Origin of the sequence: Kurthia sp. YJT4, from assembly GCF_030219945.1 — a bacterium.
GTDB classification, from domain to species: Bacteria; Bacillota; Bacilli; order Bacillales_A; family Planococcaceae; genus Kurthia; species Kurthia gibsonii.
Genome location: NZ_CP126689.1, coordinates 50,402 through 73,804, shown reverse-complemented (window position 1 = coordinate 73,804; position 23,403 = coordinate 50,402). Strand labels below are relative to the sequence as shown.

At 37.1% G+C, this 23,403-nt stretch carries 19 protein-coding genes and 2 tRNA genes; 5 read left to right on the top strand and 16 right to left on the bottom strand.

Annotated features, from left to right (window positions below; translation table 11 throughout):
• Nucleotides 1-51: 51 nt before the first annotated feature.
• From hslO to tilS, 4 genes are all read right to left on the bottom strand, one after another.
• A complete protein-coding gene (hslO, locus tag QN089_RS00360; RefSeq protein WP_285215694.1) occupies nucleotides 52-939 on the bottom strand; it encodes an Hsp33 family molecular chaperone HslO in 888 nt (295 codons plus the stop codon).
• A 110-nt stretch (nucleotides 940-1,049) separates the two neighbouring features.
• Complete coding sequence (gene ftsH / locus QN089_RS00355; protein WP_068456702.1) at nucleotides 1,050-3,038, bottom strand: ATP-dependent zinc metalloprotease FtsH; 1,989 nt, start codon at nucleotides 3,036-3,038, stop codon at nucleotides 1,050-1,052.
• A gap of 120 nt (nucleotides 3,039-3,158) precedes the next feature.
• On the bottom strand, nucleotides 3,159-3,701 hold the full coding sequence (gene hpt, locus QN089_RS00350) for a hypoxanthine phosphoribosyltransferase (protein ID WP_068456705.1): 543 nt from the start codon (nucleotides 3,699-3,701) through the stop codon (nucleotides 3,159-3,161).
• A gap of 28 nt (nucleotides 3,702-3,729) precedes the next feature.
• Nucleotides 3,730-5,136 (bottom strand): tRNA lysidine(34) synthetase TilS, encoded by a 1,407-nt coding sequence (tilS, locus tag QN089_RS00345; RefSeq protein ID WP_285215693.1) that lies wholly within the window; start codon nucleotides 5,134-5,136, stop codon nucleotides 3,730-3,732.
• Nucleotides 5,137-5,418: 282 nt separating this feature from the next.
• On the opposite strand from tilS, the gene QN089_RS00340 reads away from it, so the two are divergent.
• Nucleotides 5,419-5,492, top strand: a tRNA-Met gene (locus tag QN089_RS00340).
• Nucleotides 5,493-5,497: 5 nt separating this feature from the next.
• Nucleotides 5,498-5,569 (top strand) — tRNA-Glu (locus QN089_RS00335).
• Between the two features lie 230 nt (nucleotides 5,570-5,799).
• Here QN089_RS00335 and QN089_RS00330 read toward each other — a convergent pair.
• From QN089_RS00330 to QN089_RS00280, 11 genes are all read right to left on the bottom strand, one after another.
• Nucleotides 5,800-6,243 carry a S1 domain-containing RNA-binding protein gene (locus tag QN089_RS00330; protein WP_285215692.1) on the bottom strand — a complete coding sequence of 148 codons (444 nt, stop codon included), beginning with the start codon at nucleotides 6,241-6,243 and terminating at the stop codon, nucleotides 5,800-5,802.
• Nucleotides 6,244-6,536: 293 nt separating this feature from the next.
• Nucleotides 6,537-6,953 (bottom strand): FtsB family cell division protein, encoded by a 417-nt coding sequence (locus tag QN089_RS00325; protein ID WP_068456713.1) that lies wholly within the window; start codon nucleotides 6,951-6,953, stop codon nucleotides 6,537-6,539.
• A gap of 118 nt (nucleotides 6,954-7,071) precedes the next feature.
• Nucleotides 7,072-7,362 carry an RNA-binding S4 domain-containing protein gene (locus QN089_RS00320; protein WP_068456716.1) on the bottom strand — a complete coding sequence of 97 codons (291 nt, stop codon included), beginning with the start codon at nucleotides 7,360-7,362 and terminating at the stop codon, nucleotides 7,072-7,074.
• Nucleotides 7,359-8,819 carry a bifunctional methyltransferase/pyrophosphohydrolase YabN gene (yabN, locus tag QN089_RS00315; protein WP_285215691.1) on the bottom strand — a complete coding sequence of 487 codons (1,461 nt, stop codon included), beginning with the start codon at nucleotides 8,817-8,819 and terminating at the stop codon, nucleotides 7,359-7,361. The genes QN089_RS00320 and yabN overlap by 4 nt, the downstream gene beginning before the upstream one ends.
• Before the next feature lie 11 nt (nucleotides 8,820-8,830).
• Entirely contained in the window at nucleotides 8,831-10,420 is a 1,590-nt protein-coding gene (locus tag QN089_RS00310) for a putative polysaccharide biosynthesis protein (RefSeq protein ID WP_285215690.1), read from the bottom strand.
• Between the two features lie 85 nt (nucleotides 10,421-10,505).
• The gene (gene mfd / locus QN089_RS00305) at nucleotides 10,506-14,027 is read right to left on the bottom strand and encodes a transcription-repair coupling factor (protein ID WP_087682573.1); all 3,522 of its coding nucleotides are present in this window, start codon (nucleotides 14,025-14,027) and stop codon (nucleotides 10,506-10,508) included.
• 73 nt (nucleotides 14,028-14,100) lie between these two features.
• On the bottom strand, nucleotides 14,101-14,664 hold the full coding sequence (pth, locus tag QN089_RS00300) for an aminoacyl-tRNA hydrolase (RefSeq protein ID WP_068456728.1): 564 nt from the start codon (nucleotides 14,662-14,664) through the stop codon (nucleotides 14,101-14,103).
• A 153-nt stretch (nucleotides 14,665-14,817) separates the two neighbouring features.
• The gene (locus QN089_RS00295; RefSeq protein ID WP_068456731.1) at nucleotides 14,818-15,456 is read right to left on the bottom strand and encodes a 50S ribosomal protein L25/general stress protein Ctc; all 639 of its coding nucleotides are present in this window, start codon (nucleotides 15,454-15,456) and stop codon (nucleotides 14,818-14,820) included.
• 181 nt (nucleotides 15,457-15,637) lie between these two features.
• A complete protein-coding gene (locus tag QN089_RS00290) occupies nucleotides 15,638-16,597 on the bottom strand; it encodes a ribose-phosphate diphosphokinase (protein ID WP_068456734.1) in 960 nt (319 codons plus the stop codon).
• A gap of 23 nt (nucleotides 16,598-16,620) precedes the next feature.
• The gene (gene glmU / locus QN089_RS00285) at nucleotides 16,621-17,994 is read right to left on the bottom strand and encodes a bifunctional UDP-N-acetylglucosamine diphosphorylase/glucosamine-1-phosphate N-acetyltransferase GlmU (protein WP_068456736.1); all 1,374 of its coding nucleotides are present in this window, start codon (nucleotides 17,992-17,994) and stop codon (nucleotides 16,621-16,623) included.
• 184 nt (nucleotides 17,995-18,178) lie between these two features.
• Nucleotides 18,179-19,306 (bottom strand): IscS subfamily cysteine desulfurase, encoded by a 1,128-nt coding sequence (locus tag QN089_RS00280; RefSeq protein ID WP_068456739.1) that lies wholly within the window; start codon nucleotides 19,304-19,306, stop codon nucleotides 18,179-18,181.
• 91 nt (nucleotides 19,307-19,397) lie between these two features.
• Here QN089_RS00280 and nadB point away from each other — a divergent pair, with 91 nt between their 5' ends.
• From nadB to nadA, 3 genes are read left to right on the top strand one after another with little or no spacing between them, the layout of a single operon-like run.
• Nucleotides 19,398-20,969: an L-aspartate oxidase gene (nadB, locus tag QN089_RS00275; protein ID WP_285215689.1), complete on the top strand. Its 1,572-nt coding sequence runs from the start codon at nucleotides 19,398-19,400 to the stop codon at nucleotides 20,967-20,969.
• Nucleotides 20,923-21,768: a carboxylating nicotinate-nucleotide diphosphorylase gene (gene nadC, locus QN089_RS00270; RefSeq protein WP_285215688.1), complete on the top strand. Its 846-nt coding sequence runs from the start codon at nucleotides 20,923-20,925 to the stop codon at nucleotides 21,766-21,768. The genes nadB and nadC overlap by 47 nt, the downstream gene beginning before the upstream one ends.
• Before the next feature lie 2 nt (nucleotides 21,769-21,770).
• Nucleotides 21,771-22,865 (top strand): quinolinate synthase NadA, encoded by a 1,095-nt coding sequence (gene nadA / locus QN089_RS00265; RefSeq protein WP_285215687.1) that lies wholly within the window; start codon nucleotides 21,771-21,773, stop codon nucleotides 22,863-22,865.
• A 103-nt stretch (nucleotides 22,866-22,968) separates the two neighbouring features.
• On the opposite strand, the gene spoVG is transcribed toward nadA, so the two are convergent.
• On the bottom strand, nucleotides 22,969-23,265 hold the full coding sequence (spoVG, locus tag QN089_RS00260) for a septation regulator SpoVG (RefSeq protein WP_068456752.1): 297 nt from the start codon (nucleotides 23,263-23,265) through the stop codon (nucleotides 22,969-22,971).
• Nucleotides 23,266-23,403 lie beyond the last annotated feature (138 nt).

Genomic DNA, 23,403 nt, shown 5'->3' with positions numbered 1-23,403 from the left:
CATAAATAAAAAAGCTTTCCACTCCAAACTTGAGCGGAAAGCTTTTTTGTATTATTTTTGAGCGCGTACTTCTTCGATAATATCGCGTAATTCGTCTTCTGAATAACTGTATTTTTCCATACAGAAATGACATTCAGCTTCTGCACCATGATCTTCATCAATCATCGCCTGTAATTCTTCTTCACCTAGTCCAATTAAAGCATTTGAAAAACGATCTTTTGAACAGTTACATGAGAATGTAACATCTTGGCGATCTAAAATTTCGACATGTTCTTTACCTAACACTGCTTCTAAAATTTCTTCTGGTGTGAAGCCTTTTTCAATCATTTTTGAAACAGGTTCAATTTTTGATAGTGCTTCTTCGATTTGTGTAATGGTTTCATCATCTACACCTGGCATAACTTGGACAATGAAGCCCCCTGCTGCTTTAATTGTATAATCTGGATTAACAAGTACGCCTAAACCAACTGCTGACGGTGTTTGTTCCGATTTTGTGAAGTAATATGCGAAATCTTCACCTAATTCACCTGATACTAATTCAACTTGTCCTGTAAAGTAATCACGTAATCCAGCATCTTTTACAACAGATAACGAACCTTGTGTACCTACAGCACGGCGTACATCTAATTTACCGAATTGATTTAATTCAAAATCCACGTGCGGGTTCATTGTATAACCACGTACTTCACCTTTTGCGTTTGCGTCAACGATAATCGCACCAATAGGACCGTCACCTTGAACTTTAATTGTTAATTGGTCGTCACCTTTTTGCATAGCACCCATCATGACACCAGCAGTCATTGTACGTCCAAGTGCTGCTGAAGCTGTTGGCCATGTATCGTGTCGACGTTGTGCTTCACCTACTGTTTCTGTTGAGCTTACAGCAAATGCACGCACACTTCCGTTAAAACCAATTGCTCTTACTAAATAATCTGACATGTATTATATCCTCTTTTCTTTATAAGCATAATTAAAACATCTTTCGACATCATAACACAGGTACTCCTATAAAAAAAAGTTGACCGACTCGGAGAGTCGGTCAAAATTTTTTATTCACGTTCTTCTTGAATACCGTCTTTATTTTTACTTAATGAATCTGGTTTTGGAAGATCCGCTGTCGATGGATCAGGGTCTCCTCCAAATGTTTCATCTAACACAAGTGCTTCTGGATCATCGTCTACTTTTTTCTTTTCATATGAGCGTTCTGGTAACTTACCATACTTCTCTAAGTGTTCGATTTGTTCTGCATCTAGTGTTTCAACTTCTAATAGCGTTTGTGCGATTAGATTTAATAATTCACGACGTTCAGTCAGAATATCTTTTGTACGTTGATATTGTTCTGCAACCATTGATTGCATCTCTTGATCAATTTCATATGCGATTTTATCAGAGTAATTTTGTTCTGAAGACATATCGCGTCCTAAGAATACATTACCACCTTGATTTGCGCCGAATTGTAATTGACCTAACTTATCACTCATACCGTATTCTGTAACCATTGAACGAACAATACTTGTAACACGTTGGAAGTCATTATGCGCACCTGTTGATACTTCACCAAATACGACATCTTCTGCTACACGTCCACCAAGTAAGCCCGCTACTTTATCAAGAAGCTCTGGTTTTGTCATGAAGTAACGATCTTCTTTTGGAAGCATTACTGCATAACCACCTGCTTGTCCACGTGGTACGATGGTTACTTTATGAACCTTTTCAGCTTCATCAAGTGTTAAACCAACAACAACGTGACCTGCTTCATGATAAGCAACGATGTTACGTTCTTTCTCAGAGATTACGCGGCTTGTTTTCGCAACACCCGCGATTACACGGTCTGTTGCTTCATCAATATCACCCATATCGATTTTCTTCTTATTTGAACGAGCAGCAACAAGTGCAGCTTCATTTAATAAGTTTTCTAAATCGGCACCAGAGAATCCTGGTGTACGTTGTGCGATTGCTTTTAAATCTACTGATTCATCTAATGGTTTTTTACGTGCATGAACTTTTAATACAGCTTCACGACCTTTAACATCTGGACGACCTACTGTAATTTGACGGTCAAAACGACCTGGACGTAACAATGCAGGGTCTAAAATATCTGGGCGGTTTGTGGCAGCAATGATAATAATACCTTCATTTGCTCCGAAACCATCCATCTCAACAAGTAATTGGTTTAATGTTTGTTCACGTTCATCGTGACCACCACCAACACCAGCTCCACGTTGACGACCTACTGCATCAATTTCATCGATGAAAATGATACATGGCGCATTTTTCTTCGCATTTTCAAATAAATCACGTACACGTGACGCACCGACACCGACAAACATCTCTACGAAATCAGAACCTGAAATCGAGAAGAATGGTACGCCCGCTTCACCGGCTACCGCACGTGCTAATAATGTTTTACCTGTTCCTGGAGGACCTACTAATAGAATCCCCTTCGGAATGCGTGCACCAATCTCTTCAAATTTCGTATGATCCTTCAAGAAGTCTACTACTTCTACAAGCTCTTGCTTTTCTTCATCAGCACCAGCTACATCTGTGAAGCGTACACGTTTCTTTTGGTCATCATACAATTTTGCTTTACTCTTACCAAAACTCATTACACGGTTTCCACCGCCCTGAGATTGATTTAATAAGAAGAAGAAGAGAATGAAAATAATGATGAATGGGATAATCCCTGTTAATAACGATAACCAACCATTTGATTCTTGTGCAGGTAAGAAATTAATATTGTTCTTATTATCTTGCGCTGCTTTACGAATTAAGTTTAATAATTCCTGATCATCTTGTGGTACATTCGTAATAAACGATTCATCTTGTTTATAACCTTCTAACTTACCTTTTACAACGAATACTAACCGTTCAGGTTGAATATCCGCCTCTGTAATTTGTCCATCTTCTAACGCTGTTACAAACTCGTGATAATTCAATTCTTTTGTCGGTTTATTTTTGCCATTGAATGTGCCAAAAATCCCTACAATCACGAGGAAAATCAATAAATACAATATGGCGTATCGAAATACTCGATTCATCCCCAGCCTCCTCACAAGGTAAACAGAAAAACTATAATAAATCTTATCATATGACTATTTGCGCGTACAATTTAAAAGCTTTGTTTTAAACAAATTTCAAGTGAAATTTGTCACATTATTTTAAAATGAATAAACTGATTTTTTCAGCACGCCAATATATGGTAAGTTACGATATTTTTCTGCGTAGTCTAAACCATAACCAACAACGAACGCATCTGGTACGTCGAAGCCTACATAGTCTGCTTCTAGCTTCACTTTACGTCCTGATGGCTTATCTAATAATGTTACGATTTTAATTGATTTTGCTTTACGATATTTAAATAAATCTACTAGATAGCTTAGTGTTAAACCTGAATCGATGATATCTTCAATGATGATAATATCGCGACCTTCAACACTTGTATTCAAATCTTTTACGATTTTTACTTCACCTGAAGATACCGTTGCGTTACCATAGCTTGTTACATCCATGAAATCAATTTCGATGTATGCATCAATACGCTTCATTAAATCTGCCATAAAAGGCATAGCACCTTTTAAAACACCCACTAATAATGGGAATTTGTCTTGATAATCAGCTGTTAACTGTGCACCAAGTTCTTTCATTTTTTCTTGTAATTGTTCTTCAGAAATTAATACTTCTTCGATGTCCTTTTGAAGCATATTTGTATCCTCCTTAAATATAAATAGATTACTGCTTTGGAGCGGTATCTATCATTAATACTACACCATCATCTATTGAACGCATATCGTCTTGTAAAAGACGACTCACTCGTAAATCTAGAATCGCTAAAATTTGATTCTTTGCATCCACAAGAATAGGCCATGTACTTCTTTTTGACTGCGGTATTTTCGCATCAATTAAAATGCGTGATACCTTTTTAGAACCATTCACACCTGGTAAGTACATACGATCACCAACTTCTTTTGTTCGAATGGTTAAAGGAAGTTGTTGTGTAGACAGTATGTAACTTTTAACGTATTTACTTACTTGTGGCGCTGAACTTTTTTGGAACACTCCTATTTTACAACCATTTATTAAGGTGACCCATTCACCTAATTGCAGCTGAAGTGGTTGGACGACTTGCTGTACTTGTGGACGTTTTGTTAAAACCAAAACATCATATGTGCGAATCGCTCTTCCTCCTAAAGGCAGTGAAATTTCGTTATGTCCATCTGTTTTTTGAATAAGCTCTAAAATAGCTGTCCAAAGTGCATGACTTTGCGCAACGATTGTATCTTTGTAAAGATATTTTAATAGTAGTAGAATGGCTCTTCTTTGTAAAGCAAGTGACTGCTTTTGAAACGGAAGAATACGCAGATAAATCTCATCATCACTTTTTTGTATTTCACACTGTTTTAAAACACTTTCTGCTTGCTCGTTTAAATAAACATCTTCTGCTTGCTCTTTTTCGGTAAAATACTGAAAAGCTGCTGCAACTTGTGGATTCTCTTTCTTCATAAAAGGAACGACATGGTGGCGTATACGATTTCGTAAATAATCGTCTTTTGCATTACTTGCATCTTCTCTATATATTAAAGATTGACTATTTAAATACGCGACGAGTTGTTCTCTTGTTACACTTAGAAAAGGGCGAATAATTTTAAATGAGCGCCAAGATTTCTCAGCAGACATACCTAGAACCCCTTGGATATGAGCTCCTTTTATAAGAGCCATTAATACCGTCTCCATTTGGTCATCAGCATGGTGTGCCACAGCTAATTTATTGTAATGATGTTGCTTCATCACTTGTTCAAAATAGTGATACCGTTCTCTTCTACAAGTGTCTTGTAAATTACCATTCTCTCTTTTCAAAATTTCAGAAATTGGAATATCTGTAGAGAAAACAGGGATTTCTCTTTCCTTACAAAAATCTTCTACAAACTGTCGATCTTCATACGACGCTTCACCGCGTAACATATGGTTTACATGTACAGCTGCTAAATCAATTGCATAATGTTTTTGATAAGTGTGTAGAAAGTGTAAAAGGACAATCGAATCAATTCCACCTGAACATGCAACTAAAATGCGATCTCCAGATTGAATCAACGCATGAGTTTGAATATATTCATTCACTTCCTGCTCAAATTTGACCATCTCTTTCACCTCTTAGCTTTATCATAGCATTTTACAGAGGTAGAAGTAATAGAATAAAGTGTTGAAACCCCCTCCTTATCAAATATTTTATAAATCAATACCAAATAAGATGGTATTATTTTTCATTCCTTATTTAATACCCCAATTTTTTCTAAAAAATGCTATAAATATCGTGGAAAAACAAATACTTTTGCAAAGTATTATTTTTTTTTCAAAAATGGGTTGACGGTATCGCAATCCTCTTGTAATATAATCTATGTTGTCAAAAAGACAGCAACTAACGGCGACCTAGCTCAGCTGGCTAGAGCGTTCGGTTCATACCCGAAAGGTCGGGGGTTCGATCCCCTCGGTCGCCATAATCGGCCCCTTGGTCAAGCGGTTAAGACACCGCCCTTTCACGGCGGTAACACGGGTTCGAATCCCGTAGGGGTCATATTAAAAGAAGCTTTCCAATTAGGAAAGTTTCTTTTTTTGTTTTTTTACGATAATAATAAACTAATTGAATCATGCTATATAAGGAATTTATTACAATTATTATAAACAATCTTTTTAAAAATGGCTATTTTCGATAACTATAAAAAGGTGAGAGAATTCTTAACCAAGAATTCTCTCACCTTTTAAGATCTATTCAAACACTTTTTCTATGACCAAAGAGTTTGCAAATTAACCTCTTTTTGCTCCACGGCCACCGCGTTTTGATTCAGTTGCACGCTTTAATGTTGTTAGACGGTCTTCACTGTCTTTTAAGAAACGTGCCATTTTTTGTTCGAAGTTCTCTTGCGGTTGACGACTCTCGCCACGATTTCCGCCACCACGATTATTGTTATGACGAGGACGTTGCGGGCGTTCTGGACGCTCTGGACATTCTGCTTGAGGTTTTGCTTTACGAATTGAAAGTCCAATTTTACCATCAGCTTCCACATTCATTACCTTAACTTCAACCATTTCTCCAACTTTTAAATGATCGTTAATATCTTTTACATAGTTATCAGCAACTTCACTAATATGCACAAGACCTGTTGAGTTATCTGGTAATTCAACGAATGCTCCAAAATTTGTAATACCTGTTACTTTACCTTGCACTTTGCTGCCTACTTCAATTGCCATAAAAAAAATGCTCCTCCTTAGAATTTAAGCGACTATTTCTAGTCAATAACCATATTGTTTGGTACTTTTCTTCAATACTTCATTGTTCTACCCATATACACTATATGAATATCCACTGCAAGTAATTCAGCCGTAGTCCGACGGGAATGATACGCAATCGCTCATTCATCTGTATTGCTTATTCTTATTTTACAATAAGACGCGTCAGATGAACATATTTAAAGTTCCAATGACTTTAAGCTTGCTTATGACTTACTCTTATTATAACGATGAAAAAACACGTGTCAACAACACTACTTCTTTTCATTTTCCGTAAGATCTATTCCTTCGTCGTCTTCTGAGTCTTCTGGTAAATGGAATATTTTCTCACCTTTTTTAGATAAAAATAAGTCTTTTCGTACAATCTTAGCGATGTAATCATCATCATCTAATTTTACGAGTTGCGCATTTAATTCTTTCTTATATTGCTTTTGTTCTAACTTTTCTTTTTTTAATGCTACTTGTTCTTGTTGTTCTTTTTTCAATACTTGATGCTGATTTATAATTGTAAATACTAATGTACCCATAATTAAGAAGAAAACTGTACCCATAATAGCGAGATTTCGATACAGCGAAACTTTTTTATTATGTAGTCTTTTTTCACGAAGCTCTTCTTGTTTTGCAAATTCTGTATGAATACGACTTACTGTATTACGCTTTCTTTCAGACACAATCTCTCCTCCTTTTTTTGACCAATCTATTTGTTCATTATAAAGGAAAATCGACAAATATTGTATTGTCAAACCACATTTTTGCAATAAATTAACAAAAAATAGTTCTTTTTTCTACCTATTCTTCATCGTCAATGAATTGTGGCTCGATTTTTTCCAGTCTTTCTTCTTTTAAAATTGTGTACATTGTACTTGCTTCTTCTTTACGCACAACATCTTTTAATAACTCTACTCGTACTGTTACAATTTTTTGACCGAAGCGAATCGCTAATTCATCGCCCACTTTTACTTTACTCGCTGCTTTTACCACTTTCCCGTTGATTTCAATACGCCCTTGATCAGCTACCTCTTTTGCTAATGTACGACGTTTGATTAAACGTGAGAGTTTCAAAAATTTATCTAATCTCATAATGATTCTCCTTCTTTTTCTTTGGCTTCTCTCCAAAATTGTAATAATGCTTCTACAGAGTAGTCTTCCCAACTACCTTTTACTTGTTGCTCTACATATCCGAAACGTTTTGCAAATTTCGCATTCGCTAATACCATCGCTTCTTCAGCAGAAATCTTGTAATGACGTGCTACATTCACAAGAGTCGTTAGTACATCGCCGAATTCTTCGATTTGCTCTTCTTTTGTTCCTTTTTCGATTGCTTCTTTTAATTCAGCTAACTCTTCTTCCACTTTACCCCAAAATGCTTCAGTTGTACCCCATTCAAACCCTAATTTCGCTGCTTTTTTTTGATAATTATATGAAGTTTGTAACGATGAAGCTGCACGATACTCACCTTTTAGTACAGGTTCATCTTCATGGTTCTGGTGTTCTTCTTTTTTAATTTTTTCCCAATTCGCATTAATTTCCTCAACACTTTCAACGTGTACATCACCGAAAACATGCGGATGACGACGAATCATTTTTTCGTTAATCGCTTGAATAATATCTTCTAAGTTGAAATAGCCTTCATCTTCTCCAATTTGTGCATTCATTAAAACAAGCATTAACAAATCGCCAAATTCCTCAATCATATGGTCATCATCTTGTTCATTTACTGCCTGGATTGCTTCATGTGCTTCTTCAAGTAAATAACGTGTTAAACTTTCATGTGTTTGCGCACGGTCCCATTCGCAACCTTCTGGACTACGAAGTGTGGCAATGATTTCACGTAATGTTGAAAACTCCTTTAATGCCTCTTTTGCATCTTGAACAGGTGGAACATAGACAGTTGTTAAATTATTAATTTCCGCAACGTGATCTAATTCATATAACGGTACCGTTTTAATGACTTCCTCTTTTGAACCTGCTGCTGTTACGATTGTTACTTCATAATTATCTGGATACTTCTCCATCAATGTTAATTTTACGTGTGAGGCGCTAATTTGGTCATACACTTGTGCAATTAATAAATGATTTTGCATATGCACGTGATGAACGGAAAACGTTGCACCATCTACCATTTGGAAGCCGTCAATCGGATCAATTTTAAGCGTTGTAAACATCGCATCTAAAAAGCTCTGCCCACCTTCAATCGATAACTGAATCTCACCTTTTTTCTCCGCTTCAATTAATAGTTGAATCGTCATCTCTGCAACAAGTGGATGACCTGGAACTGCATAAAGAACAGGTTCCTTTTCAGCTTTTTCAATTAATGTAGAAGCGATTTCTTGATATACGGGTAAAAATTCATCATGTTTTTCATACACTTCATCAAAACTGATAAATGATACACCTTCTTTTTGTAATTCCGCGACAACAGGATGATCTAATGTACGCATATATACTTCTTTTGCATTTTTTAATGTTCGGTAAACACCCATCGGTAACTGTTCAAAGTCACCTGCACCTAAACCTACAACTGTAATTTCTTTCATTTTTAACCCACCTATTTTCGATTTAAAAATAATTGTAATGCCGCCATCTTACTGCCAAGCGGTAATAACAACCATTCTTTTACTGTAAAAATTCGATAACGTGTAATACATAAAATAAAGATACTCCCACCAATGATGACTAAGAAAAGCATCATAATTGCTGCATATAAACGACTATCAATTGCTAAAATCTCATCAAATATGCGAATACCACCTACAACAAATACCATACAAACTGTTGCGTAACCTGTGATTTGATAAAACAGACGACTGGCTAACTGAATATCTTGTTTCTTTTTTAAATAATACACTAAACTACATGCACCTACGATTAGAGCTAGATTACTCGACCATGCTGCACCTACTATTCCAAAATAGTGTACAAATGGTTTTGTAATTAGTATTTTGATCAACAAGCTGATGGCTAAAATGTACGTAGGGCCTTTACGATACCCTAAACCTTGTAAAATCGCTGTAATTGCCATAATCATTGAAAGCATAATAATTTGAATAACATAGACCGACAGTACATCTGATAAATCTGCTGTTTCAAATAAAGCTTTATTCAAATAAGGCATAACGAGCATTAAACCAACTGTTGCTGCTACACCAAAAAGAAGTGTTGCTTGAAAAGTAACACGAATGAGTTGGCGCATTTGCTCGCCTTTTCTTTTTTTCATCGCGCTTGCAATCATCGGTACAATGGCCATAGAGAATGATGTAGCAATCACTAATCCAACTTGTACAAGTGGTTGACCACGGTCATAAATCCCTTTCTCTTTCATCGCATCAATAGGTTGTTCAATATACTGAACGAGCGTATCAAATACGGTAAATGCATCGACAATTTGAAAGAAAATCAACAGTAGACTACTCATACTCGCACTTATACTCACAACGAGCATCTTTTTCAAAAATTCACGCTTTCGAACAACTGTATTTTCTTTGTTAAGTAAATAAATCGACTGGCGCTTTTTTCTCATGTATAACATTAGAAGTAGGACACCAATCCATTCGCCACTAACTGTCCCTAAAACAGCGACTGCTCCAGCTGTATATAATGACTGTGAAGTAGCCATAACATATGCTGTACCGCCTAAAATAACAGTTACCCGTACAACTTGTTCAATCACTTGCATCACAGCAACAGTTTGTAGATTGCCATGTGCTTGTAACTTTCCTTTATACATAGATAATGTCGGTACTGTAAAAATAACAAGTGAACCGATTTTCAATAAAAAGCCTAGCTGTTCATCACCCATTGCACGCGCAAAAAAATCAGAAGCACTATACATGCCAATAAATAAAAGAATTGAAAATACCCATAGCGCGCGATATAACAATTGCGATATTGCTTGTTGCCTTTTCAATGGTTGACCAAGTTCATCTGCAATCATCTTCGAAACAGCAATCGCTAGACCACTCGATGTCCATGTCATGAAAACAGCCACAAATGGATAGACTTGTTGATAAATAAAGAATCCTTGGTCCCCCACTAAGTTTTGAAAGGGGACACGATAGACCATACTTAATACTTTTACAAAAAGTGCTGCCATTGTTAAAAGGGCAACTCCTTTTGCATAGCCTTTTACTTTTGTCATTCGCATCCTCTTTCCATTACTACATTTTTTTGAATACTTATGTAAAAAGGAGAAACTACTTCTTTAGTTCCTCCTTTCACAAAAATTATGCAGGATTTTCTTCTTTTAGTGAAGCTGGCAATAATTGAACAACCGCTTCAACCAAATCAAAGACATCTTGATCTTTTGACATCTTTCGTTCATCAATTGTTAAAACAAGTTTTCCATCTTCCAATGTAAAGCCAACTGCTCGCCCTAAAACCATCGAATCAGAAACCATCTTACTACCATCAATTCGTTGTGTACCATCCATTGATAGCGTAATACGGTACATTTTATTTTTTAGTTTGATGGACTCTAAGCCAACTTCTAATCCCCATGCTTTCATACGTGCAATACGCATTAAGCGATCCACTTCGATTGGCAAGTCACCAAAACGGTCTACTAATTCTTCTGAAATTTCGTGATAAGCTTCTTCTGTTTCAATCGCTTTAATACGCTTATACATTTGAATTTTTTGATAACCGTCTGGAATATACGTATCCGGTAAATATGCATCATACGGAAGAAGAATCTCGATTCCTTTTTCTTCGGTCTTTTTCTCACCTGTTTGTTTTTCAGTTACGGCATCTTCAAGCATTTGTGAATACAAGTCGAAACCAACTGAATCAATAAAGCCATGTTGTTGCGCACCAAGTAAATTCCCTGCGCCGCGAATGGATAAATCGCGCATCGCAATTTTAAAACCAGAACCAAGCTCCGTAAATTCTTTTACCGCTTGTAAACGTTGTTCCGCAACTTCTGTCAGTACTTTATCACGTTGATACATGAAGTATGCATAAGCAACACGATTAGAACGTCCTACACGTCCACGTAATTGGTAAAGTTGTGATAATCCCATACGGTCTGCATTGTTCACAATCAGCGTATTAACATTTGGAATATCAATTCCTGTCTCAATAATCGTTGTTGTAACTAATACATCAAATTCGCCCTCCAAGAAGCCTAAAATGATTGATTCTAACTCATTCTCCGTCATCTTCCCATGCGCATACGCAACACGCGCTTCAGGTACGAGTGATTGAATTTGATCGACTTGTTTTGCCATATCCTCTACACGATTGTGTAAGTAGAAGACTTGTCCACCACGCGACATCTCACGCTCAATCGCTTCTCGTACAAGTGCGCCATTATGTTCCATGACATACGTTTGTACAGGGAAACGGTTTGCAGGAGGTGTTTCAATAACCGATAAATCACGCACACCGACCATCGACATATGAAGCGTACGTGGAATCGGTGTTGCGGTTAACGTTAGCACGTCAATATTTGTTTTCAATGTCTTAATTTTCTCTTTATGTGTGACACCAAAACGCTGCTCTTCATCAACAATTAATAAGCCTAAATCTTTATAAATCACATCTTTTGATAAAATGCGATGTGTCCCGATTAAAATGTCTACTTGTCCATCTTTCAAGGCTTTTAATGTTTCCGTTTGCTGTTTACGCGTACGGAAGCGGCTAAGTAAACCGATATTAACCGGAAGATCTTGGAATCTATCAAGCATTGTTTCATAATGTTGTTGCGCTAAAATCGTTGTTGGCACTAAGAAAGCGACTTGTTTACCATCTAAAATCGCTTTATGCGCTGCACGAATGGCTACTTCTGTTTTACCATAACCTACATCTCCACAAACAAGACGATCCATTGGACGTTCACGCTCCATATCCATTTTCACTTCTTGAATTGTGCGTAGTTGGTCTTCTGTTTCCTCATATGGGAAGGCAGCTTCAAATTGATGCATCTCATCGCCATCAGGAGAGAAGGCAAAACCTTTTGCTGCTTCGCGTTCAGCGTATAGCTTAATTAAATCATCCGCAATATCTTGAACTGCTTTTGATACTTTGGTTTTCGTCTTTTTCCACTCTGCTCCGCCTAATTTGTGAAGCTTTGGCTCTTTGTCTTCTGAACCCACATATTTTTGAACTAAGTCAATTTGATCGACTGGTACATATAACTTATCATCTGCACGATAACGAATATGCAAATAATCTTTATAGTTCCCGTTAATTTCGAGTGTTTCAATGCCAATATATTTACCAATACCATGATGTACATGGACAATATAGTCCCCTGGTTTAATCTCTGTATAGCTTTTAATTCGTTCCGCATTGGTCATCGTTTTAGGACGTGCTTTACGTTTCTTTTGTTGCTTAAATAGCTCATCTTCTGTCACGATTGCTAATTTCGGAATTGGCATCTCAAAACCATTAGTTAAAGCACCAGACATAATGAAAACACCCGGTCCATTCGGTTCACCGAGTTGTACTTCTACACCGTGGTCTGCCAATAGATTTTGTAATACATCGATTCGTTCTTCATTCTCTGTTAAAAAGAGCGTTGTAAAGTCACTTGACACCCAACGTTCAATTTCACTATTCAACAGAGCAATCTGCCCGTGAAAATGTTGCATCGGTTTACATGAAAAATTACGTGTGGTTGTAAACGTCATTCCTTTAAATCCGCGCGCAAATAAAGCAAAGAAGATTTTTTGTTGCTCGATATTCGCAAGTAATTCTTTAAAGCTGAAAGATGGTTTCACACTGTGCAACATCTTACCGAGTTCAATCATCTCAAGCAGCCATTCTTTTTCCTCTGAATCCCACGCTTCCATTGTTTCTTGAATACGTGTTAATTCATCAAAAATTACAATGCCATCTCGTTTGAAATAATCACCTAAAAAAGTTGGATTTTCATATAATAAAGAGCCATAGCGATTTACATACTCAGGTAATTCACCTTGTTGTAATAGCGCAATATCTGCTTGTACATTTTCATAAAGTGCTGTTTTTACTGCATCTGTTTTTACCTTTTTTAAACTTTCACTTAAACCAGCTTCTAAACGTTCTGCAAGGGCGTGTCGTTCATCTGTAGATAATACAAACTCCATCGCTGGTAAGATCACCATCTCTTGTAATTTCGCAATTGAGCGCTGATCATCTGCTGAGAACGTACGAATCGAATCAATCTCAGTATCAAACAGCTCAATTCGAACAGGATGATCATCATATGGCGGATAAATATCGATAATTCCACCTCGAACAGCGAACTCGCCGGGAGTTGTCACCATACCATTTCGCGTATAGCCCATCATGACTAATTGCTTCAATAGTTCCTGTGTATCTAAATCATCGCCGAGTTTTAACGTATAACGAAGTGATGACCACTGCTCTTTCGGTGTCATTACTTTACGCATACCAGCAGCAGGAATAATATAGATGCCTTGTACATCATGAATCATATGATCCAGCGTTGCGATACGCTGTGCACGTAATTCGGGACTTGCTAAAGCCATATCTGCCGCGATAAACTCATCTGCTGGGTAGTAATGTACTTCATCACTACCAATTAATTTTGATAAGTCCTCATACAAAGACTGTGCTTGCAACATATTCGGTGCAATCATGTAGATTGATTTTTTTGTTTCTGCATACATTGTAGCGATGAAAGCCGATCTTGCGCTTCCGGATAATCCTGTTACAAGTTGTGCAGGTTGTTCTCTTCTTATATCTTCAATTAATGCTGCTACTTCCATGTCTTTCATCAATAACCGACGTAAGATTTCCATGTTTTCCTCCTATTCTTCATATAGAAAAAGGCTTTGGTAAGTTGTTTACCAAAGCTACACGCATCTATTCTGTTTACTTTTGATTAAATTTATTCATGACTTCTACGAATGGCTTCTCTAACCAATACATGCTTGCATCGGCTGCTTTTTCAAAGGACTCTTGCATTAATGGCTGATCTTCTTTTGAAAAACGTGCTAGTACATAATCTGACACCTTCATACCTTGTGGTGGGCGATTAATGCCAATGCGGATGCGATTAAATTCCTGTGTTCCTAAATGTTGAATTAACGACTTAATCCCATTATGTCCACCTGCACTACCTTTTTGACGTAAACGTAATTTACCTTTTTCTAAATCAAGGTCATCATATATTACGACAATATCTTCTATATCAATATCAAAATAATCCATCAGTGGTCGTACACATTCTCCTGATAGATTCATATATGTTAATGGTTTTAATAAAATGACTTTACCCTCTGGACGATGTACCGTACCATAGACACCATTAAATTTCGTTTGATTTAATGTAATTCCCATGCGGTCTGCCAATACATCAATTGTGTCAAAACCTACGTTATGATGTGTATGTTCATATGGCTTACCTGGATTCCCTAATCCAATGATTAATTTCATATCTACTACATCCTTTTCTATACTAATCCTTGTTATTTTAACATACCCCATCTTTTTAAACAAAATACGAATACTTCGAACGTTTAAACAGAAACAAAACGCAACGACTCTGTTGAAATCGTTGCGTTTTGTTTTTATTTAATTCATATCTATTTAATTTTCTAGTGGTGATGGATCTTCAGCTTCCTTACCATTATCTGCTTCTACTTCTCCTTCTTCTAATGAAGGTTCTAAGTCTTTGTCAGATACTGGCGGTAAAACTGTAGCAAGTACAAAATCGTCTTCATGTAGGACATCAAAGTCTACTTGTTCACGAATATCTACTACAGCAAGTGAATCACCAATACCAAGCTCTGTAATGTCTACTTCAATTGATTCTGGAATATTTGAAGGTTCAACGAATAAAGTAATTTCGCGATTTGGCTGTTGTAATGAGCCGCCCTCTTTTACACCCACTGATTCACCAACAATCAGAATTGGCACTTCCATCTCAATTTTACGATTCATATTAACTGCTAAAAAGTCTAAATGAATCAATGTGTCTTTTAATGGATCTTTCTGAACTTCTGATAATACAGCATTTACGTGTTTCCCATCTAATTCTAAAGATAAGACTGCATTTCTGCCTTCTTCACGTAATTTCTTCTCAAGATCTCGTTCGTTTACTGCGATTGGAGTGGTATTTACTTGATAGCCGTACACAACTGCTGGCACAAAACCATCCTGTCTTAATTCTCTTAAAACTGAATTCTTATGTGCTTGTCTTTTCTTTACTTGTAAAGTTTCTGGCATGTTTCATTTCCCCTTCCGTCTCATAGTTACACCTAATACACATACCCTGTTTTAAGTGCTATAAACATGGAGCAAATGAATGCGTTTGGCATTCTTACAATACTAGGACGCTTCACATGATAATTTGTTGCATAAAAAAAGAACAGATGAGGATGAACCCCACCTGCTCTCATTCGAATGATTAATCGAATAATTTTGATACTGATTTGTTTTCGTAAATGCGAACGATTGCATCTGCTAACAATTTTGCAACTGATAGTTGTGTAATTTTCGCGATTTTCTTTTCTTCTGGTAATTGGATTGAATCTGTAATTACTAACTCTTTAATTACAGAGTTATCGATACGCTCGATTGCTGGGCCTGATAATACAGGGTGTGTACAAGAAGCATATACTTCTTTTGCACCTGATTTTAATAATGCATCCGCACCGATTGTAATTGTACCAGCTGTATCGATGATATCATCGATTAAGATACAAATTTTACCTTCTACATTACCAACGATGTTCATAACTTCTGCAACGTTTGGTTTTGGACGACGCTTATCGATAATCGCGATTGGTGCTTTTAAGCGTTCTGCCATTTTACGTGCACGTGTTACACCACCGTGATCTGGTGATACTACTACAATATCTTCTGGGTTCCAACCTTTTTGGCTGAAGTAATCAGAGATTAATGGAACACCAACAAGGTGGTCGATTAAGATATCAAAGAAACCTTGAATTTGTGGAGCATGTAAATCAAGAAGTACAACGCGTGTTGCACCTGCTGTTTCTAGTAGGTTAGCCACTAATTTAGCCGTAATTGGTTCACGTGAGCGTGCTTTACGATCTTGACGAGCATAACCATAGTATGGCATTACTACGTTTACTGTACGAGCTGAAGCACGTTTAACAGCATCAATCATAATTAATAACTCCATTAAGTTTTCGTTTACTGGAGCTGAAGTTGACTGCACGATGAATACGTCACAACCACGAATACTTTCCTCAATACTGATTTGAATTTCTCCATCACTGAAGTGTTTTACAGAACTTTTACCAAGTTCTACTCCCATTTCTTTTGCAATCGAAGCTGCAAGTGGTTCGTTAGAATTCAGAGAAAAGATTTTTAATTTTGAGTTAGCATATTGATACGGCATGATGGCCTCCTGTTAAATATTAATTATTTATTAGAATTTAATTTGTTAACGTAATTCTCTTTGTTCTCTTGACGAGAACGTCCAATGGCAAGTGCGAATGGCGGAACTTCTTTTGTAACTGTTGTTCCAGCCGCTACATATGTGTCTGAATGAATTGTTACAGGTGCTACTAAATTTGCGTTACAGCCGATGAATGAACGATCACCGATTGTCGTTTTAAATTTATTAACACCGTCATAATTTACTGTAATCGTCCCGCAGCCAATATTAACGTCTGCACCGATTTCAGCGTCACCTAAGTAAGTTAAATGTGAAGCTTTGCTTCCTTCACCTAAAGTTGTTTTCTTCAACTCAACAAAGTTGCCTACTTTTGCGCGATTTAAAACATTTGAAGCTGGACGAATGTGTGCATAAGGTCCGACTGTGACATCTTCACCAATCATACTTTCTTCCACAACAGATGCATCAATTTTTGTACGATGACCGATTTGGCTATCTACAATATGGCTGTTCGGGCCAATATAGCAATCCTCACCAATCACCGTTTGACCTTCAAGTAAAGTACCTGGGTAAACAATTGTATCGCTACCAATTGTAACATCTGCACCGATATACGTATTTGCTGGATTAATGATTGTTACACCATTTCTCATATGTGTTTCGTTAATACGCGCACGCATAATTTCTTCTGCTTGAGAAAGTGCTACACGATCATTGACTCCTAAATTTTCAGAGAAATCGTCTGAAATATATGCAGATACGATTTCGCCTTGTTGTTTTAAAATTTCAATGACATCTGGTAAATAGTATTCACCCTGTGCATTATCGTTTTTAACAAGTTTTAATGTTTCAAATAGTGCTTTATTATCGAAACAATATGTGCCTGTATTAATTTCGGTTACTTTTTGTTGTTCAACTGTTGCATCTTTTTGCTCTACAATCTGTTCAACATGTCCTTCTTCATTACGAAGAATACGACCATAACCTGTAGGATTTTCAGCGACAGCTGTTAAGATAGTTGCTTTTGCAGCTTGTTGCTGGTGGTGCTCTAGTAATGCCTTCATCGTTTCAGGGCGGATTAATGGTGTATCTCCACAAATAACGATGGTTGTGCCTTCTAGGTCGCCTAGTAAAGTTTCAGCTTGCTGAACTGCATGAGCTGTTCCAAGTTGTTCTTCTTGTAACACATACTCACTTTTGTCACCTAACTGCTCTTTTACTTTCTCAGCGCCGTGACCAACAATTGATACAATCTTTGTTACGTCTAAATCACGAATATGATCGACAACGTGCTCAACCATTGGCTTCCCACAAACCGGATGAAGAACTTTATATAATTTGGACTTCATACGCGTTCCTTGACCAGCAGCCAAAACTACCGCATAAATTTTTGTCATTTCGCAAGTCCTCCATTTAGCTGATTTTCTATTATGACTATATAGTAAATGTAAGCATTTTTCAAGGGTACATGACTTGACAAAAAGAGGTCATACAACTTATGATTAGAAATCTTTGCCTTTTTTATTCGCATAAAAGCTATTGTTTAGACAGTTCCTCTTTATTCTGCTCGAAAAATCACATTTACTTGTTCATAGAAAATTCATGTTTTTTTATAATATTACCCATTTCTTCTACGAATTCTTCTATTTCTTCCAATGTATTTTTAGGATGTAATGATACACGGAAAAACTGACGCGCTTGTGATGGTGTATAACCCATTGCAAGAACTGTTTTTGTACCTTCATCTTGCTCTACATCACACGCACTTCCCGTTGAAATATAAAAGCCTCTCTCACTTAATTCCAACATCATCAATTGACCTTCCATCCCTTTCGCCATCATGCCAATAATTCCAGAATATTGCTCTTTTGACGATTCAACTACTTCAATCGGTAGTGTACGAAGTTCTGCTAACATGTACTGTCGTAATTGCGTTAACTTTACAAGATCTTGCTCTGTAAATAACTGATTCATCGCCGCTGAAAAAGCAGCTACAGATGGAATATCTACTGTACCACCACGCATTCCCTTCTCATGTGTTACACCAGGAAATAAAGGTTCAATGATTCTTTTAGGATGAATATAAATTGCCCCCATTCCTTTCGGGCCACCGATTTTATGCGCCGAAACGGTCAAACTATCAACCATTTTCGCAAGTTCATGTAAAGGTACCTTTCCAAAGGATTGCACGCAATCTGTATGCACAGGGATTTGATATTTTTTCGCGATTTCACATATTTCTTCAATTGGCTGAATGACACCAATTTCTGCATTGATATGTTGCACACTAATAAGTGCAGTATCTTCTGTAATCAGCATTTCTAACTCTTCTAAATTAATTTGTCCACATGGCATTAAAGGTAATTTGATGACTTCATAGCCCCATCTTGTCAATGTATTCATCGCAGCATGAACAGAAGTGTGTTCTGCCATCGTTGTAATAATTTGCCGCTTTTTTTGCCCTAATATAATGGATAGGATTGCGATTAAGTTCCCTTCCGTACCACTACCTGTAAAATAAATACCATCTGAAGAAACTGATAAAATTGAAGCAATTTGCTCTCTAGTTAGTTGTAAAATTTGTGCCGCATACCAACCCGCTTCATGTAAACTAGACGCATTTCCATAATAAGTAGTTGCAACTTCCCCGTACATACGAATGGCTTCATCGCTCATAGGCGCTGTAGCAGCATAATCTAGGTACACCATACGAAAACCTCTTTCTATAAACAAAACTTGTTTTATTTCATATTTTATGTAAATATATGTGACAAGACAACTGTAAAGAAGGTTAAGTAAAATGAAAAATCATATTTTGATTATCGGTAGCGGGATTGCCGCACTTCAATGCGCCCGCCTATTACCCTCTCATAAAACAATTCACCTCATTACAAAAAGAGAAATTTATGAAAGCAGTTCTTATTATGCACAAGGTGGCATTGCAACGGTTTGGCATCATGAAGACTCCTTCTCCTCACATGAACAAGATACACATGAAGCAGGTGTTAATCATACGAACCATGAGATGGTACAACTCCTCGTAAGAGAAGGTCACATCGCTACGAAAGAATTAATTCAAGCTGGTTTACCTGTAGACCGGACAAGCGATGGTGAGGTTTCACTTGGTTTAGAAGGCGCCCATTCACATCACAGAATTATCCATAGTGGCGGTGATGCGACAGGCAAAAATACAATTGAATTTTTATACAAAACACTCCCATCAAACGTCATCGTGCATGAACAAGAATGTGCAATTCAATTAATTAAGAATCCAGAACAACGTGTAATCGGTGTTTATACAAAGAATGTGGAGGGTGCATTATGTCGTTACACAGGTGAAGCTGTCATTCTAGCAACAGGAGGCATTGGATCACTGTACCCGCAAACTTCAAATTGCGAAAATAGCTTTGGCGATGGGATTGCTTTGGCTTACTTGGCTGGTGCAACTGTAGCTGATTTAGAATTTATTCAATTTCATCCTACGCTACTTTTCCAGGAAGGAAAGACGCATGGTCTTGTATCAGAAGCTGTGAGAGGTGCTGGTGCACGTTTCGTTAATGAACAGCAACATTATTTTATGGAAGATTATTCACAACGTGATTTAGCACCGCGACACATTACAGCAAAAGCAGTTTACGATCAAATAAAACAAGGGCATACCGTTTTTTTAGATATTTCATGCGTTGAAAATTTCACAACTCAATTTCCGAGCATCGCTAAAAAATGTAGTGATTTGAGCATTTCTTTAGAAACTCAACGTATTCCGATTACTGTAGGAAGTCATTTTTTAATGGGTGGAATTATGACTAATGTAAATAGTGAAACATCGTTGCCCGGATTGTATGCAATTGGGGAAGTTGCTTGTAATGGCATTCATGGTGCCAATCGATTAGCTAGTAATTCTCTATTAGAAGGGTTAGCTTTTGGAAAACGTTTAGCGAAGCACTTACATACATCATGCGAGATTGACTACACAGAAAATGTAATTACAACACAGAAGAAGCAACTTCCATCACTCATGACACCGAGTGTATTGCAACAACATATGATGCATGCAGTAGGTATCATTCGAAATGAACATGATTTAGATCAATTAAGCACGCAGTTACAACAACCACTTCTACAAGATGTTCGCCACTTGACGCAACTAGATATAGAACACTATTTTATGCACGTAACCGCTCAATTAATTGTACAAGCTGCCCTTGCAAGAAAAGAATCACGTGGGGGGCATATTCGAAGTGACTATCCACAAAGTGATAATTCTTTAACACAAACATTATTTATTCAACAAAAAGACCAGCCAATTTATAGGGGGACATGGTATGAATTTACTCAAACTCAAACAACAACTTACGGAATTTTTCAATGAAGACATCGGTGATACAGATCTATCTTCTGAATTACTATTCGATGAGAAACAAAGAGGTGAATTTTCACTTTACGCAAAGGAGGATGGGATCTTTTGTGGCGAAAAAATTATTCAAATCGGTTTTCAATTACTAACCGATGAATCAATTCAAGTTCATGAATTGATTCAAGATGGTACAGTAATTCAAAAAGGCGATTTAATTGCACGTATTGAAGGACCTATTCGCACACTTCTCAGTGGAGAGCGCGTCATTTTGAATCTAATTCAGCGTATGTCAGCGATTTCCACCAAAACAGCTCTAGCAGTAGCCGCAACTACAAATTCGCGTACACGTATTTGTGATACACGTAAAACAACACCTGGCTTACGTATGTTTGAAAAATATGCTGTACGTGTAGGAGGCGGCTTTAACCATCGCAGTGGACTGTATGACTGTGTCATGTTAAAAGATAACCATATTGAATTTGCCGGAAGTATTTCAAAAGCTGTGAACCATGTAAAACAAAAATTAGGTCACACAACCAAAATTGAAGTCGAAGTCGAAACAAAGGAACAATTAATTGAAGCGATTGAAGCAAGTGTTGACCTTCTACTACTTGATAATCGTACGCCAGCAGAAATTGAGTCGTGGTTAACACTTATTCCACCTCACATCATAACGGAAGCTTCTGGTGGTATTACGCTTGATACCTTACCTGAATATGCAGCTACTGAAGTACATTACATCTCACTCGGTGCTTTAACACATTCGATTCATTCATTAGATATGAGTGCACTCGTTCAATTGAAAGGAGTTTAAACGTGAATTTATTAACACAAATCTCAAAAATACCGGAAACATATTTAACTTTATCAACTGTAGAAATTGAAAATCGTATTCATAAAATTAAAAAAGAACTTGGTACAAAGCTTTTAATTCCAGGGCATCATTATCAAAAAGACGAAGTAATTCAGTTTGCTGATGTGACAGGAGATTCTTTACAACTAGCTCAAATATGTGCAGCAAATACCGAAGCGGAGCATATTGTCTTTTGCGGCGTACATTTTATGGCAGAAACAGCTGACATGTTGACGTCAGCACATCAGCGTGTTTACCTACCGGATTTACGCGCGGGATGTTCAATGGCTGATATGGCAAACATTCATCAAACCGAACAGGCTTGGGATGTTTTACAGGAGATTTTTGATGATACGATTATCCCATTAACATATGTGAACTCAACTGCCGCCATTAAAGAATTTACAGGTCGTCACGGTGGAGCTTGTGTGACTTCTTCAAATGCTAAAAAAATGGTCGAATGGGCATTTACACAAAAACAACGTCTATTCTTTTTACCAGATCAACATCTTGGTCGAAATACTGCGTTCGACTTGGGTATTCCATTAGAACAAATGGCAATTTGGGACCCGATTAAACGTGCGTTAGTTTTTGAAGGCGACAAACAAGATATACGTGTCATCTTATGGAAAGGGCATTGCTCTGTACATGAAGGTTTTACTGTTCAACATATTGAACAAGTACGCGAAAATTATCCTGATATGAAAGTAATTGTTCATCCAGAATGCAGCCATGAAGTCGTACAAGCTTCCGATGATGCCGGTTCGACAAAATACATTATTGATACAATTGCACAGGCTGATCCCCATATAAGTTTCGCAATTGGAACAGAGATGAATTTAGTCAAACGAATCATCAAACAATATCCAGAACGTCACATCATCTCATTGAACGAAAACATGTGTCCTTGTTTAACAATGAACCGAATTGACTTACCGCATCTACTTTGGCAATTAGATCAAGTCGTGGCAGGTGAGACGATGCATCAAATTACAGTAGATGATGAAACAACGAAATATGCCTTACAGTCGCTAGAACGCATGTTACAAAACACATAAATTAAAGAGATTTCGGTCGTTTGACATACCGAAATCTCTTTATTATTTTCCCCATAAAAAAAGAGCCTGCCTATGGTGAATTAGGTGGCTCCGCGCTTACGTCTTATACTTCAACTTCGACTTCATTTAGTACAACAGCTTCTTCCTCGCTTGATTCCTCGTAAGCTTTTAACACTGATTCTTGAATCTTTGTTCTTGTACCAGAGTTAATTGGATGTGCAATATCTCGGAACTCACCATCTGGCGTACGTTTACTTGGCATTGCTACGAATAACCCTGTATTCCCATCGATTACACGAATATCATGTACGACGAATTCGTTGTCCAGTGTGATGGAAGCGATTGCTCTCATACGACCGTCTGTTTGAACACGGCGCAATCTCACGTCTGTAACTTCCATTTTTTCACCACCTCTCATCTTAGTTGCATAACTAATCCTATCCACTTTCTTTATTCTTCAAAAATTACCCAATTCCTTCTTATTTTTTTTAAATTTTTAGAATTTATTTTATGTATAAAAGAAATATATGTCGAAAAG